Genomic DNA, 13,205 nt, shown 5'->3' on the forward strand with positions numbered 1-13,205 from the left:
GATCGTTTTCTAAAAATGAGCAACGATTTGTATTCCGTTCATTCCCCAACTCTTCAAGTTCTTTTAAACCCTCTGCATTTTTTAATCTATAGTACGAATTTCATAGCTCACCATGCAATTCAGAAATATGGCTTGAATCATCCACATTTCTATCAGCCGTATGATCTGAATTACAGACAGGCTAAAATTCAGCCTTCATTTTGCTATTGGATAGATCGCATGATAGAAACTGAGCGCTTAATACTTCGGCAATGGCAAGCAAGTGATTATGCAACTTTCATTGAGATGGGATTAGATCCTGAAGTGATGAAATATATAAGCCTATTTAGCATAATGAGCATGAGATAAAAATCACGCATAGCTTGATTCATGCTTCATCGTTTAGGCTTTACACCCTCTTCCGTAAAGAAACCTGTAGTACCTGCTGCCATTGCACCCATCCATACATATATGATTAACTCCATTATTCACATACCACTAGCTTAGATTTAAATGGATTTAGAGACCCGACAGCTGCAAAAAATCCTGGATGATGCCCATCAGCTTCCTGAAGTTTTAATCCTGAAACCTGTTACCACTTCGACCAATGATGATGTGCGCAAAATTGCACTTAAAGGCGTACACAGTGTTCTGGTTTGCAGTACCCGACAAACGCAAGGTCGTGGACAGCGTCAACGAGAGTGGGTATCACCTGAAGGCAACATTTATTTAAGCACCTTGCTAAATACACAAACCCCTATTGACGGCCGGCTGGCGCTTGAAATTGCACTGAATATTTTGCAAATGCCGAGTTTGCAAGATTTAGGTTTGCAAGTGAAATGGCCGAATGACCTGTATAGTCGACAAGGTAAATGGGGCGGCATTCTGGTTGAACCGATTTCCCCGCATCAGGTTATTGTCGGGGTTGGTATCAACCTTGAGCCTGTTCCCAAAGAACAGATTGACCAGCATGCAACCTCGTTGCGCGAATTAGGATTAAAGGATATTTCCCGTATTCAGCTGATTGCAGAACTGTATATGGCCATCCAGCAAGCCAGTGCATGGTTTGATCATGACTGCTGTAACCTGGCAGCACGCTTTAACCACTATGCCGCTTTTAAAAATCAGGCGGTTGAATTTGAAGACCATTCAGGGCTAAGTTCAGGGATCTTTTTAGGAATTCAGGACGATGGTTCGGTCAGTATTGAAACTCCGGAAGGATTAAAACAGTTTTATCAAGGGCGTTTACGCTGCCTGAACCCCTCTGCGTAGAGAAATGCAATGAAGAATTTATGGCTGGATATCGGCAATACCCGACTCAAATACTGGATTACTGAAAATGACCAGATTATTGAACATGCGGCAGAATTGCATCTGCAATCTCCTGCCGAGCTGCTGTTAGGCTTAATCCAGCATTTTAAAGGTCTAGGTCTGCAACAAGTCGGGGTATCTTCGGTTCAGGACAAAAAGAACAATGACCGTATCCAGAAAATTTTAAAATTTCTAGATGTACCAGTAAGCTTTGCCAAAGTACATGCCGAATATGCCGGTTTGCGCTGTGCTTATGAAGATACCAGCAAGTTCGGTATAGACCGCTGGCTGCAAATGCTGGCTGTAGTGAATAATCCAGAACAAAAATATTGCGTGATCAGTTGTGGAACTGCATTGACCATTGACCTGACCGATGGCATGCAACATTTGGGCGGTTATATCCTGCCAAATCTGTATTTACAGCGTGATTCGCTGATTCAAAATACCAAAGGCATCAAGATTCCCGATGCAACATTTGATGAACTGACCCCAGGTCGTAATACCATCGATGCCGTACACCATGGCATTCTGCTCAGTCTGGTCAGCACCATTGAAAAAGTGCTAGATAAGTATCCGAGCCAACTCATTTTAACCGGTGGTGATGCGCCCTTATTTGCCAGATATCTTGCCCAGTATCAACCTGCCATTGAGCCTGACCTACTGCTTAAAGGTCTGCAAAATTATATTTATTCGCTCACTGAAGCCTGATCGTGTCGAATCAAATAGGGCTGTATGCTCTGCCAGACTTCGGGCAGTTCTGTACAGCCTTGCGAATCGATAAAATGCCCCTGATGCTCGGCGGCAATCAGTTCGGCATCCAGACTTTTGGCCTGTTCAATACTGAATTTTGGCGGGACATGGTCATCCCCTTCTGAATAAATCACCACCCGATGCTCTATCTGACGTTTTAGCAATTCAAAATCTATCCGGGCAGCATCAATAAAAGGATTCACTTCATCTAAGCGTCCCAAACGGCCATTAAAACCGGCAACCAAAACCAACTGTTTAATACGCTGATGCGATAAACATTTGGATAAATAATGTAATGCCGCGATAGTTCCCAAACTATGCGCAATCACAATACTGTTTTCATCCAGACTGCCGGCTTGCTCAGCAATTTGCGCTTCCCATACCGACAATTCCGGACGTGGTGAAGGATCGAGACGCAGGATTTCCAGGCTAAAATGTTGTTGAGCCGCAAGCTGTTGAAACCAGGGATACCAATTTTCTTCCGGGCTTGCGGTATAACCATGTATCACAATCACTTGAGCCATTGTTATTGTTCCTTATCCATGAACTCTTTGAGGAGGTAACCAGCCTAACCTGAATAAGATGTTTCAATTGTTATATGTTTTTATCTCAACGGAACTGGAGTAGGTATTTTTTATCTCTGTCCAATCAGCCTGATATTTTCTCAGAATTTAGCTTAAGCCTCATAGCCTTTAGCTAGCCAACATAGGCTTCAATATCTCCCACACCTCTTTAAACTCGGTAAAGCCATCTTGACGCATAAAATGTCCCGCATCTTGCAGTTCCTGCATTTGCGCATTGAGATAATGTCCAAGCAGTACCGCCATCGGCGGTGGAACAAAGGAATCATTGCAAGAAAATAATACAAAACGCCGGGAAATCTGCTTTTGCAAAATCGACATATTGAGTTTGGCTTGCTCAATAAAAGGATCCAGTTCAGGGCGAGCAGTCAATTTATCCTTAAAAGCTGCAACCAGAATCAGACCTTTAATTTGCGTTTCACTTAAGGCTTGCGATAAAAAATGCAGGCTGGCCAGACTCCCCAAGCTATGCGCAATAATAATACTTTGCTGATCCAGTTGAGGAATTTGCATCTTTAACGCTTGTTGCCAGAGCTGAAAATCAGGCGCATTGGCATCTGGCAATATTAAACGCCTGGCAAAATGCCCGGAATGCTGTATCTGCTGGCTCAACCATGGAAACCAGTGTTCATTAGGTGAGCTACGATCACCATGCACGATATAAACTTTCTTTTGAATCGATGGCATCTGTTTTCTTCTTATTATGTGTTTTAGTGTGATTGTTTTCACGTAATTATTAAGCAAAGGGCTACAAAATGAAATGAGAAAATCCAGTCTATTGGTAACAAAATGAACTGAAAAATTGAAATAACAATAAAAAAGACGCCCTAAAGCGTCTTTTTGGTGTTCAAAAGATTATTTCTTTTGATCGTTATTACCGAACAATGGTCCCATACCGCCGCCACCGCCAAATTTATTTTGCATGCCACTCAATGACTTCATCATTTTTGCCATACCCGACGGATTGGCAAATTTCTTCATCATTTTAGCCATTTGCGCATGTTGTTTAATCAGTTTATTGACTTCAACAACTTCCATACCACAACCCGCTGCAATACGTTTTTTACGGCTTGGGTTCATCAGGTCTGGATTACGGCGCTCTTTAATGGTCATCGACTGGATAATCGCTTCCATTTTTTTCACTTGCTTTTCAGGGTTCGCTTGCGCAATCGCATCTTGAATACCTGAGTTGCTCATGCCTGGAAGTTTATCCAGAAAGCCCATCATGCCGCCCATTTTGTTCATTTGCTCAAATTGCATCAGCATATCTTCAAAGTTGAAGCTACCGCCTTTTTGCAATTTTTTCGCCATTTTTTCGGCTTTTTCTTTGTCGATCTTGCGTTCAACTTCTTCGACCAAAGAAAGTACGTCACCCATGCCCAAGATACGCTGTGCAATACGCTCAGGATGGAATGGCTCTAGAGCATCGAGTTTTTCACCCATACCCAGGAACTTGATTGGCTTGCCGGTAATGGCGCGTACAGAAAGCGCTGCACCACCGCGTGCATCACCATCCGTCTTGGTGAGGATCACACCTGTTAAAGGCAAGGCATCATTAAAGGCTTTGGCAGTATTTGCAGCATCCTGACCAGTCATGGCATCGACCACGAACAGGGTTTCAGTTGGCTTGATGGCTGCGTGAAGCTCTTTAATTTCGTCCATCATGTCGTCATCGACATGCAAACGACCTGCGGTATCGACAATCAGTACATCAGCAAACTGGATTTTAGCTTGCTCAATGGCACGGGTGGCAATAGTAATTGGTTTTTCATCTGCGCTAGATTCAAAGAAAATCGCGCCAACTTCACCCGCAACGGTTTGTAGCTGCTTAATCGCTGCAGGACGGTAAACGTCGGCAGAAACCATTGCGACTTTTTTCTTTTGACGCTCTTGTAAGAAACGTGCAAGTTTTGCTGCAGTCGTAGTTTTACCTGCACCTTGCAAACCAGCAAGAAGTACAACTACAGGAGGTTTTGCAGCAAGGTCAAGGCTTTCGTTCGCCTCACCCATCATCTTAGTCAATTCGTCATGAACGATTTTGACAAAAGCTTGCCCCGGTGATAACTGAGTCATCACTTCCTGACCCAATGCTTCTTCCTTAACTTTCGCGATGAACTCACGAGTTACAGGTAACGCAACATCGGCCTCAAGGAGTGCCATACGTACTTCGCGTAACGTATCTTTAATATTGTCTTCGGTTAGCTGCCCTGAGCCAGTAACATTTCTTAAACTCTGCGTGAGTCGTTCTGTTAAGGTATCAAACATTGCAAATTCCGCTTAAAATAGCCATGAGCAAAAAATTGTTTCTTAAAATAGAAAATTTATGCATAGAATGCTATAGGATACTGTAGTTCACATCGAATTTATATAAATGAATATTCATCATCCCAAAAAAGGTTTGACATGATCAGTCTCCCCTTGGTTTACACGATCTTAGCATTAATCGCTTATACCACATCTTTCTGGTATCTGTTTATCCACTTAATGTCAAAACGTGATCCAAACCATTGGCTTATTGGGCTGGTACTGGGTTTAGGGGTAATGTTGCATGGGGCTGTGCTGTATAGCGATATGCTGACCCCTTTAGGCATCAATTATGATGTTTTTGTGCTGATGTCATTTACCTCTGGTCTGATGCTGCTGCTCAGCCTGCTGTTTAGTACCTTTCGTCCCATTTTGGCACTGAATTTACTGGGTATTCCTGTTGCTGCAACCGGTCTCATTTTAGGTTTTGCCTTAAGCAAGACCAATCAGGTGATTGAACAGCATTCTTTGGGCCTAGACATTCATATTATTTTGTCTTTATCCGCTTATGCGGTTCTGTTGATGGCCACCATTCAAGCCGTGATTTTGTGGTTTCAAGACCGTGAATTAAAAAATAAAACCAAAAGACTATGGGTTAATTTATTACCTTCATTCCAGGCGATGGAATCGTTGCTGTTTGATTTAATTATTACCGGCTTTGTATTACTCACTTTAGCGCTCGGTTTCGGTTTCTTTACCATTGAAAATTTCTTTGCCCAGCATTTGGCGCATAAAACGGCGTTTAGTATTATTTCCTGGTTTGTTTATGGCTTCCTGTTGATTGGCCATTACCAGTTTGGCTGGCGCGGTCAGAAAGCGATTCGCTTTACCCTCATTGGTTTTATGCTATTGGCGATTGGTTTTATTGGTTCCAAGTTTGTACTGGAAATGATTTTGGGTAGGTAAAGTCTTTTTGTTAAATTTGCCTACTTAAAAGCGTGGAACAATGATTAAATAATAAACGTGGAACATGATAAATTATAAAAAAAGCTCAACCCTTATGGTTTGGGCTTTTATCTATACAATAAGAAATTGATTTAAATTGAATTTTTAAAAGAATTTCGTATAACGTGGGTTATGTTAATTTTAGAAAATCTTAATCATCGATCAAATAAATTATTAATATTTTTCTTCAGAGTAGTAGCAATATTAGGATCAAATCCATCTACTAAAAATCTACTAATTAACCCTTCTATTAAAGTATAAATTAGCTCAGATAAATCTTGATGAGCCGCTAATAGGCAATTTTTTGATACTAAATCTTTTATCCACTGCTTATGCTTTTTAGAAACGGACATTATATCTTTTTCATTTTGACCAGACTCAGCTACAGCTCTAACAAATAAGCACCCTTTGAAAGATTCTTGTTGAAACCATTCCATGTGCCAATCAAAAATTTTATTAATTGCATAGATACCTTTTGCAGCTCCAATATATTCAGATAGACTTTTTTTAAATTTTTCATCACGAGCCATAAGTACAGATTTAACTAACTGATTTTTATTTTTATAATAAGTATACATAGTCGTTTTTGAACAACCTGATTCATCTCGAATTAAGTCAACACCAACACCAACAAAGCTATTTTCATTAAATAATCTTTCCGCTGTATCTAAAATTTTTAATGCTGATTTTGACATCAAAGGCATCCTACAAATAAAAATAGTACAGATCTGTACTATTTTATTTTATATGTATTATGATTTGAAAACAATATTTTAAAGAGCTACCAAAAATGTTTTCAATTTTAGAAGGAAAGGAAAAACTAGCCGTATTTCCGAAAAAAAACGAAATTCTAAGAAGCCTAATTGGAGGAACAATAAGTATTTTTCTTTTACTTACACTAACTAAACTAACAGGAAATCTTTATATCATGGCTCCTTTTGGTGCTACTTGTGTAATTCTTTATGCTGTTTCACAGTCGCCACTAGCACAACCTAGAAATGTTATTTTTGGACATCTTATTTCAGCTTTTATTGGCTTATTTTTTCTCAAATTTTTTCCTGAATCTAATCTAACCATAGCTTTATCTGTAGGCTGTGCAATTGCCTTAATGCAAGTTTTTAAATGTGTACATCCACCAGCTGGAGCAAATCCCTTAGTTATACTTTTAACAGCAAATTCAATTAACTACGAATGGAGTTTTTTAATTTTTCCTGTGTTATTAGGATCTATAGCTTTAGTTTTAATTGCCACTCTTGTGAACAATATTAAAAATGATAATAAGTGGCCTCTTTATGGTTTAGGTTTTATTAAAACCAAGTAATAAATTGACTGAAGGTTAAATCTATTTAACAGAGTGGCACTTATGCGAAACGCAAATGTTAGAAACCATTTAAAGTATCTATATTCTTACCAATTAAAATGTCTAGTCTATGATATACATCAACATCATGGATTGAATATGCATTTGAGATGCTGATCAAGATGTCTAACAAAGAGATTTAAATCCTGTTTTTGACTCTTGCAGTTTAAAACAGGACATTTCTACTTAGGAATAACAATACGAAATATAAGGGTTAAGACCTATCTCACACTACAATATTTCAAAGCCCTTTTTCTAGACAACCCACACAAAAAAACGTATAACACCGTTTTTCATTTGACAGGTGTCCGACATTGAAACTTGTGCTTGCACCCATGGAAGGCTTAACTGACCCCATTATGCGTGATGTACTCACATCCGTAGGGAGCTTTGACTGGTGTGTGACTGAGTTTATTCGTGTCACGGATTCCGTTCTGCCTGAACATATTTATCATAGTTACTGCCCTGAACTGTTAAACGAGGGCAAGACTGCTGCGGGTACACCCGTTCATGTGCAATTTCTGGGAAATAACCCGGAAATGCTGGCTGCCAATGCCATTCGCGCCGTGGAACTGGGTGCTCCAGCCATTGACATGAATTTTGGTTGTCCTGCAAAAACGGTCAACCGTCACCGAGGCGGTTCAGTCTTGCTGGATGAACCTGAAGTAGTCCACATGCTGGTTAAGGCTGTGCGTGATGCAGTACCGAGCCATATACCCGTTTCAGCCAAAATGCGGCTAGGCTATATGGACAGAAACTTCACTTTAGAAAATGCTCATGCCATTGAAGATGCTGGAGCAGCCTGGGTTACAGTACATGCACGTACCAAAGCGGAAGGTTATACCCCGCCAGCTTTCTGGGACCAACTGCAACCGATTCGAGAAGCATTGAACATCAATGTGATTGCCAATGGTGAAATCTGGACCAATGCAGATGCCAAGCAATGTCAGCTTGAATCCGGTTGTGAAGATTTAATGATTGGTCGGGCTGCTGTAACCACACCAGATATCACGCAATGTATCCGTCAAAATCAAGATGATCCCATGATTACTTGGGACGAGTTATTGGCTTTGCAAAGCCGCTTTTTAAGTGGACCCTATAAAAAAGAAATTAATATGGTGGGGCGTTATAAACAGTGGCTCGGCATGATGTCCAAGCATTATCCAGAAGCCAAAATGCTGTGGGATGAAGTAAAACGCATCAAGCAACTGAACGAAATTATTGAAAAGTTGAATCTGCTACAGCATTAAAAATAAAAGCCTTTGCATATGCAAAGGTTTTTTTGATCAAGTTCCCTGCTTACGCTGTTTTAAGTTTTCTACATGTAGGCGATTGGTTTTCCAGGATTTCTCTAAAACTTCTTTTTCAATCCGTAATTGAATCCGTTTCAGTTTCATCGCAGGAATCACTTCGTCCTGAAAACCTTTAACATAGTCGATCCATGCCGCACCACGAAACACATTACTTGGCATGGCTGTTTTAAATTCACTTTCTGGCATAAATACAATCACCGAATGCAAATGTTGCGGTTCAATAATATCGGATAACACATCTTCCAGCACTTTCGTGTGTTTATAATTCTGATGTAAGGGATTTTGAAATTTATAGCTTTTTTTATAAATCTTTTGTGTCCACATTTTTTGACGTTCACCACCAAAAATCCAGCCGGTATAATTTTTGGTTTCTATCACAAAAATACCAAAAGGACTGAGCAGAATATGGTCTATTTGGGTCGTTCCCGATTGCTCATCGGGCAAAGTACAGTCATTTAATAAAATATAACGCGGATCTTTCAAATAGAGTTTAACGTGTACAGCTACCGCTAATTCTCCAACTTTCCCTTTAAGAAATGGCTTAAATACCTTAAAAAGAACAGCGGCAGAAAATAATAAAATGATCCACCACAACTGTGAAAAAAGCGGTATAAAAATTTGAGAAATATTCATTCAATAAAGTTCATATTATATTTTTAATAACAATAACATAAACTTATTAAATTCATGAAGATTCTAGTTTCAATAAAATATCTTTATTGTCTAGCCCACCAGCAAAACCCACTAACTTTCCATTCGCACCCACCACCCGATGGCACGGCGCGATAATCGAAATCGGATTTTTACCATTGGCTGCGCCCACTGCACGTACCGCTTTGACGTTGCCCACCTGTTCGGCAATATCCCGATAACTGCGGGTTTCTCCAAAGGGAATGGTGAGTAAAGCTTGCCAGACTTTCTGCTGAAATTCAGTTCCTTCAAAATCTAATGGCAAATCAAATTGCTGTCTTTTTCCAGCAAAATACTCATTTAACTGCTTTTGAGTTTCCAACAAAATAGGATGATTAACCTGTTCGATCAATTCGGCTAAACGTACCCGTTTGGGATTTTCATTTTCCCAAAGTACAGCAACCAAAGCCGTTTCATGAGCCACCAGTTTTAAAGTACCCACAGGAGAAGCCATTTCCATAAAAGCCAGTTTCATTGTCTTCTCCTATAGTGCAATAGTAGTGCAATAAATAAGCGAGATAGTTAGGATGATGACAGTTTCATCAACACTAATCCAGAAATAATCAGTACCGCAGCGAGCATACGCATGGCCGATGTAGGCTCACCCAAAATAAAAACACCGACCAGAAAAGAACCGACTGCTCCAATCCCGGTCCAGATGGTATAAGCGGTACCGAGAGGTAAAGTTCGCATGGCATAAGCCAATAAAGCAAAACTTAAAACCATAAAAACTAGGGTAACAATACTCGGTGTTAGACGGGTGAAACCTTCTGAAAGCTTCATGGCATAAGCCCAGACAATTTCAAAAACACCTGCTAAAACCAGAACGACCCAAGCCATGACGACTATACTCCATAGGATGCGAGTCAGGCCGTCCTGACGAATTTTCTCGGTGCAATACTGATTTGTATTGCATCAAGGGAGGTCGTTCCTCCTGTAACTTATTAGGTAATTATATAATGATTGAGCTAAATAGAACCATATTTTACATTTTTTGATCAATTGCTCACTTCAAAAATGCAAATAAAAATATGACTGGCCTCAACCAGTCGTATTTTTTGGAGCCGCGAATAGGACTAAAATTTAAAACGGATTCCTGCACCATAGAGCCATTCATTTTCGGAACTTGATTGCTGCTGCCATGCAGTTTCCTCATTGCCCTGACGATAACCATAAGTAAAATCTACAAAAGGCATCACTTTTTTATTGATTTCATAGCGGGTTTCCAGACCCAGTTGCGCTGTGCCTAAACCAGTCTTTTGCGCATAGATGGAGTCATCACTCAGCACCACATTCAGGTTCAGATAAGGTTTGAGAATCAGCTTCTGGGTGAACAGTAAATCACGTTCCGTTTCCAGACTGAATGATACTTGATGATCTTGACCGAGCAATAAATAGGCATCGGTTTCAAAGAAATACGGCGCCAGTCCATGCAGGCCAAGTACGGCATCTACCTGCTCCTGATCGACTTCCCGGTTTTGGTCATTTCGATAACGGAAACCGGCCTGTACATCCCAAAAATCGGCAACATTGCGACTGTACAATACTTTAGCATCATATTCCGCTTGCTGTGATTCAGCATCATCGGCATGGACTTTGATAAAAACCTTGTTTTCATCCGTCCCGATGCGGGTTTCAAGTTCCGATTTTAAAACTCCGTCTCCATCGTTATTGCGTAACCATCGACTTTCAAGCGTGGTTTGTTGGTAAACCTGTCCACCATGCTCTTTGATATGCTCGGCAGATGCAGCATCATTTGAGTTCACATTTTTATCTTGTACAGATGGTGCCGGTTTAGCTTCAACAGACGTTTGAGTTGCTATCGAAATGGCCTGATGCTGTGAATGGTCGAGTGGAATTTCATCCTGTTGTGGAGTCTGCGCTTCCGGCATCGACATGGCATGATGCCCTTCATACGCAAAACTTTGTCCAGATAGCAACAGGAATGAGACACTCAATGTGCTCATTGCAAAGAAATTAATGATGCGCATGTGAGTCTCCTTGCTGAACTTGAGCCGGCGTAGCAGGTGAAGCTAGCGTTTTATTTTCATCCACATTGGCCACCACCAGTTTGCTCATCATGCCCGATGACATGTGATACAGCAGATGACAATGAATTGCCCATTCTCCCAATTCATCAGCGGTCAGTAAGGCCGTTACCGTTTTACCCGGTGGCACAATCAGGGTGTGTTTATTTGGCAAATCTTGGCTACTTTGACCATTTTCCAGCTGCATAAACATGCCATGCAGATGCATCGGATGCGCCATCATACTGTCATTGATAAATTTCAGGCGGATCCGTTCGCCATATTTCACCTGTAACGGTTCAACTTCGGTAAATTTCTTACCATTGATGGTCCAGATATAACGCGCCATGTTGCCCCCCAAACGCACTTCCAGCTCTCTCTCTGCCGGACGGGTATCGGGCTGTGGAGTGAGTGATTTCAAGTCGCTATATTGCAGTGCTTTATGCCCTGTGGGTGTGGATGCATTGGCCCAGCCATAAACCACGGCTATCTTATCATCTGAAGATAGTTGTTCTGTACGATGCGTTGTATGGCTTTGCTCGTGCTGCTGATCAGACTCAGGTTTTGCTGGCTGTGGCATAGTGTGTTGTTGAGTCGCATGTTGCGAATGGTCGTGCATGGCCGCATGACTCATTTGAGTATGCTCCATGGTCTGATGATTCATTGCAGCCATATCATGTGGCATGGATGAATGATTCATGGTTGTTGAATCATGTTGCATCGATGAATGATCCATCATTTGATGCTTCATTGAACCGGCACTGCTTTGATTTGTACTACTCTGACCATCATCCATCTGAGCATGGTTCGCATGATCATTCGATGCAGAACCATGCCCCATGTCTTCCATGGTCAGCAATGCTCGTGGACGCGATTGTGGCATCACAATCCCATGCGGCATTGCAGTGAGTTCATTGTGCAATGAAGCAATCGCAAAACCGCTACGGTCAATCGACTCAGCTTCAATTTGATAATGATTGGCTTTCGGCTCAACAATCACGTCATAAGTTTCTGCATTGCCAATGCGAAACTCATCTACAGGAACCGGTTGCACCGGCTGGCCATCGGCGCTCACCACAGTCATCTTCAAGTCTGGAATACGCACATCATAAAAGGTCATGGCTGAAGCATTGATAAAACGTAAACGGACTTTTTCATTCGGCTTAAACATGCCGGTCCAGTTTTGTTCAGGCGTTTTGCCATTGATCAGGAAGGTATAACCGGTGACATCGGACAAATCGGTCTTCAGCATGCGCATCTGGTTCCACATGGCACGATCTTGCCAGGTATTTTTTAAACCATCACGCTTGACCTGCTTCAACACGTCAGCCACAGTTTCACGCCGGTTTTGATAATACTCTGCGGACTTTTTCAGATTCTTTAAAATCTGTGCACTGCCCGATTGATGAAAATCGGACAGCATCACCACATAATCACGATCAGCCTGTTCATGCGCTGCTAGCGGCTTTTTTCCTTTGGGGTAAATCACCAAGGCACCATACAGTCCATCCTGTTCTTGACCTTTGGAATGGGCGTGATACCAGTAGGTGCCGTTTTGCCGTACCTTGAAACGATAGACAAAATCAGCTTGCGGTTTAATCCCTTTAAACTGGTTAAAACCCGGCACCCCATCCATCAGTCCAGGCAGTAACAGACCATGCCAATGAATGGCAGAATCCTGATTTTTCAGGTTGTTATGCACATGAATCACGGCATCATCCCCTTCTTCAAATTCCAGAAGAGGCGCAGGAAATTGACCGTTTACGGTAATCCGTTTTAAGGACTTTCCGGTGATATTCACGCTCTGTTCATCAATGTTGAGATGATATTCTTTAACCGCGGCAAACGCCCACGACGATGACACTAAACACACCCCAATCACGAGGCTTTGAGTTAATTGTATAGACATGACTGAACCTATAATTTAAAAATAAAAAGTTTTTTT

Annotated in this window: 14 protein-coding genes and 1 pseudogene; 6 read left to right on the top strand and 9 right to left on the bottom strand. The window is 41.3% G+C overall.

What is annotated here, in order from left to right:
* Positions 1–219: 219 nt before the first annotated feature.
* The 3 genes and pseudogenes from B9T29_RS16485 to B9T29_RS05360 form a co-directional block, all read left to right on the top strand.
* A pseudogene (locus B9T29_RS16485) lies at positions 220–315 on the top strand (GNAT family N-acetyltransferase); the annotation flags it as partial.
* Between the two features lie 177 nt (positions 316–492).
* A complete protein-coding gene (locus B9T29_RS05355) occupies positions 493–1,251 on the top strand; it encodes a biotin--[acetyl-CoA-carboxylase] ligase (protein ID WP_086174918.1) in 759 nt (252 codons plus the stop codon).
* Positions 1,252–1,260: 9 nt separating this feature from the next.
* A complete protein-coding gene (locus tag B9T29_RS05360; protein ID WP_086174919.1) occupies positions 1,261–1,998 on the top strand; it encodes a type III pantothenate kinase in 738 nt (245 codons plus the stop codon).
* On the opposite strand, the gene B9T29_RS05365 is transcribed toward B9T29_RS05360, so the two are convergent.
* The 3 genes from B9T29_RS05365 to ffh all read right to left on the bottom strand — a co-directional run bounded on the left by B9T29_RS05365 (position 1,977) and on the right by ffh (position 4,886).
* Positions 1,977–2,564 (bottom strand): RBBP9/YdeN family alpha/beta hydrolase, encoded by a 588-nt coding sequence (locus tag B9T29_RS05365; RefSeq protein WP_086174920.1) that lies wholly within the window; start codon positions 2,562–2,564, stop codon positions 1,977–1,979. The genes B9T29_RS05360 and B9T29_RS05365 overlap by 22 nt on opposite strands.
* 168 nt (positions 2,565–2,732) lie before the next feature.
* A complete protein-coding gene (locus tag B9T29_RS05370) occupies positions 2,733–3,308 on the bottom strand; it encodes an RBBP9/YdeN family alpha/beta hydrolase (protein WP_086174921.1) in 576 nt (191 codons plus the stop codon).
* 168 nt (positions 3,309–3,476) lie between these two features.
* Positions 3,477–4,886, bottom strand: coding sequence for a signal recognition particle protein (ffh, locus tag B9T29_RS05375; protein WP_086174922.1), 1,410 nt, complete (start codon positions 4,884–4,886; stop codon positions 3,477–3,479).
* Positions 4,887–5,024: 138 nt separating this feature from the next.
* Here ffh and B9T29_RS05380 point away from each other — a divergent pair, with 138 nt between their 5' ends.
* Positions 5,025–5,831, top strand: coding sequence for a cytochrome C assembly family protein (locus tag B9T29_RS05380; protein ID WP_086174923.1), 807 nt, complete (start codon positions 5,025–5,027; stop codon positions 5,829–5,831).
* A gap of 194 nt (positions 5,832–6,025) precedes the next feature.
* Here the strand turns inward: B9T29_RS05380 and B9T29_RS05385 are convergent, their stop codons facing one another.
* Positions 6,026–6,565, bottom strand: a complete 540-nt coding sequence (locus B9T29_RS05385; RefSeq protein WP_086174924.1) for a TetR/AcrR family transcriptional regulator — start codon at positions 6,563–6,565, stop codon at positions 6,026–6,028.
* Positions 6,566–6,660: 95 nt separating this feature from the next.
* Here B9T29_RS05385 and B9T29_RS05390 point away from each other — a divergent pair, with 95 nt between their 5' ends.
* Together B9T29_RS05390 and B9T29_RS05395 are read left to right on the top strand one after the other, a co-directional pair.
* A complete protein-coding gene (locus B9T29_RS05390; RefSeq protein ID WP_086174925.1) occupies positions 6,661–7,191 on the top strand; it encodes an HPP family protein in 531 nt (176 codons plus the stop codon).
* Positions 7,192–7,544: 353 nt separating this feature from the next.
* Positions 7,545–8,480 carry a tRNA dihydrouridine synthase gene (locus tag B9T29_RS05395; RefSeq protein WP_213033296.1) on the top strand — a complete coding sequence of 312 codons (936 nt, stop codon included), beginning with the start codon at positions 7,545–7,547 and terminating at the stop codon, positions 8,478–8,480.
* 36 nt (positions 8,481–8,516) lie between these two features.
* Here B9T29_RS05395 and B9T29_RS05400 read toward each other — a convergent pair whose 3' ends face one another.
* From B9T29_RS05400 to B9T29_RS05420, 5 genes are all read right to left on the bottom strand, one after another.
* On the bottom strand, positions 8,517–9,176 hold the full coding sequence (locus tag B9T29_RS05400) for a nuclease-related domain-containing protein (protein WP_086174926.1): 660 nt from the start codon (positions 9,174–9,176) through the stop codon (positions 8,517–8,519).
* Between the two features lie 52 nt (positions 9,177–9,228).
* Complete coding sequence (locus tag B9T29_RS05405; protein ID WP_086174927.1) at positions 9,229–9,708, bottom strand: methylated-DNA--[protein]-cysteine S-methyltransferase; 480 nt, start codon at positions 9,706–9,708, stop codon at positions 9,229–9,231.
* Positions 9,709–9,755: 47 nt separating this feature from the next.
* Positions 9,756–10,073 (bottom strand): quaternary ammonium compound efflux SMR transporter SugE, encoded by a 318-nt coding sequence (gene sugE, locus B9T29_RS05410; protein ID WP_086174928.1) that lies wholly within the window; start codon positions 10,071–10,073, stop codon positions 9,756–9,758.
* A gap of 236 nt (positions 10,074–10,309) precedes the next feature.
* Entirely contained in the window at positions 10,310–11,224 is a 915-nt protein-coding gene (locus B9T29_RS05415) for a copper resistance protein B (RefSeq protein ID WP_086174929.1), read from the bottom strand.
* Positions 11,211–13,169, bottom strand: coding sequence for a copper resistance system multicopper oxidase (locus tag B9T29_RS05420; protein ID WP_086174930.1), 1,959 nt, complete (start codon positions 13,167–13,169; stop codon positions 11,211–11,213). Before B9T29_RS05420 ends, B9T29_RS05415 begins: the two co-directional genes overlap by 14 nt.
* Positions 13,170–13,205: the final 36 nt, after the last annotated feature.

Origin of the sequence: Acinetobacter sp. ANC 3903 (genome assembly GCF_002135315.1) — a bacterium.
Classification (GTDB): domain Bacteria; phylum Pseudomonadota; class Gammaproteobacteria; order Pseudomonadales; family Moraxellaceae; genus Acinetobacter.

Coding starts and splice junctions, on each gene's coding strand:
- B9T29_RS05380 (WP_086174923.1), top strand. CDS start 5,025: ATGATCAGTCTCCCCTTGGTTTACACGATCTTAGCATTAATCGCTTAT.
- B9T29_RS05415 (WP_086174929.1), bottom strand. CDS start 11,224: ATGCGCATCATTAATTTCTTTGCAATGAGCACATTGAGTGTCTCATTC.
- B9T29_RS05370 (WP_086174921.1), bottom strand. CDS start 3,308: ATGCCATCGATTCAAAAGAAAGTTTATATCGTGCATGGTGATCGTAGC.
- B9T29_RS05400 (WP_086174926.1), bottom strand. CDS start 9,176: ATGAATATTTCTCAAATTTTTATACCGCTTTTTTCACAGTTGTGGTGG.
- B9T29_RS05405 (WP_086174927.1), bottom strand. CDS start 9,708: ATGAAACTGGCTTTTATGGAAATGGCTTCTCCTGTGGGTACTTTAAAA.
- sugE (WP_086174928.1), bottom strand. CDS start 10,073: ATGGCTTGGGTCGTTCTGGTTTTAGCAGGTGTTTTTGAAATTGTCTGG.
- B9T29_RS05390 (WP_086174925.1), top strand. CDS start 6,661: ATGTTTTCAATTTTAGAAGGAAAGGAAAAACTAGCCGTATTTCCGAAA.
- ffh (WP_086174922.1), bottom strand. CDS start 4,886: ATGTTTGATACCTTAACAGAACGACTCACGCAGAGTTTAAGAAATGTT.
- B9T29_RS05365 (WP_086174920.1), bottom strand. CDS start 2,564: ATGGCTCAAGTGATTGTGATACATGGTTATACCGCAAGCCCGGAAGAA.
- B9T29_RS05420 (WP_086174930.1), bottom strand. CDS start 13,169: ATGTCTATACAATTAACTCAAAGCCTCGTGATTGGGGTGTGTTTAGTG.
- B9T29_RS05355 (WP_086174918.1), top strand. CDS start 493: ATGGATTTAGAGACCCGACAGCTGCAAAAAATCCTGGATGATGCCCAT.
- B9T29_RS05385 (WP_086174924.1), bottom strand. CDS start 6,565: ATGTCAAAATCAGCATTAAAAATTTTAGATACAGCGGAAAGATTATTT.
- B9T29_RS05360 (WP_086174919.1), top strand. CDS start 1,261: ATGAAGAATTTATGGCTGGATATCGGCAATACCCGACTCAAATACTGG.